The 1049-nt window shown below is 45.4% G+C and carries 2 protein-coding genes; both read right to left on the bottom strand.

Going from position 1 to position 1049, the window contains the following annotated elements:
• Positions 1-383 (bottom strand): hypothetical protein (locus A3729_RS18425; RefSeq protein WP_156498008.1); only part of this gene is annotated, 383 nt, incomplete at its 3' end.
• Positions 376-1049, bottom strand: a 674-nt coding sequence (pyrF, locus tag A3729_RS18420) for an orotidine-5'-phosphate decarboxylase (protein ID WP_068634171.1), incomplete at its 5' end; no start/stop codon positions are given. The genes A3729_RS18425 and pyrF, both read right to left, overlap by 8 nt.

Here is a 1049-nt window from a genome sequence, read left to right as displayed (position 1 = left end):
ACCAGCTTAGTTATTTCTTGAGAAAGCGCCTGAAAGTCGTGATTTGAAAGATTTTTCTCAAGCCCTTCTGACAAAGCATTGTGAACCTTCTCTTTAGGCAAATCTCTTTCATAATTCAGAGTTAGAAGCTCTGCATAATTACTCTTGTTAGACTGGGTGTGATGTCGGATGTAAGCTGCATCTTGGACATCAAAAAATAGGAATGACCGTTCCGCTTCTCCTATCAATACGAATGTATAGGTCTGCTGCATATGCGCTAGATAGCTTATTACGGGAAAACCCAAAGTGCTTGACGCTTCATGTTTCGATTCCGGCCCGGCAAAACTAAGCATAACAGGAACAAAACAGAACAAAGCTATCAAGCTTTTTGAAACCTTACCCAAGCGCCAGCTCCTTGGTTATCTTTGATAAGGCATCCATTGGGTCATCAGCTTGAGTAATTGGCCTACCTATCACCAAATAGTCTGAGCCAGCCTGAACAGCTTCATACGGTGTCATAATCCGCTTCTGATCCCCCACTGAAGCAAATGCAGGCCTTATTCCCGGGGTCACCAACTTAAAGTCAGCCCCTAAGTTAGCCTTTAACTCAGCTACCTCGTGTGAAGAACACACTACGCCATCCATTCCTACATCTCTACTGAGCTCGGCCAATCGATTTACCTGCTGTTGCGCTGACACCTCCAAACCAAGCTCATGAAGGTCTGCGTCTTGCATGCTAGTCAACACCGTAACAGCAATCAACAAGGGCTTTTTCTGATAGCTAGTTAACTTGGAAACGCAGGCTTCCATCATCTGCCGTCCACCAGATGCATGAACATTTACCATCCAGACACCAAGGTCTGCAGCCACAGCAACTGCATTAGCTGTCGTATTTGGAATATCGTGAAATTTTAGATCGAGAAACACCTCAAAACCAAGACCATGCAGGGACTCCAATATCTGAGGTCCACAACGTGTATATAGTTCCTTCCCGACCTTTACCCGGCAGTATGAGGGGTCTAGAGACTCAGCCATTTTTATTGCACTTGCCGAGTCAGGGTAATCAAGCG

This window comes from Oleiphilus sp. HI0043, assembly GCF_001634935.1.
The sequence above is the reverse complement of the archived record's forward strand: the minus strand, read 5'-3'. Positions and strand labels throughout refer to the sequence as shown.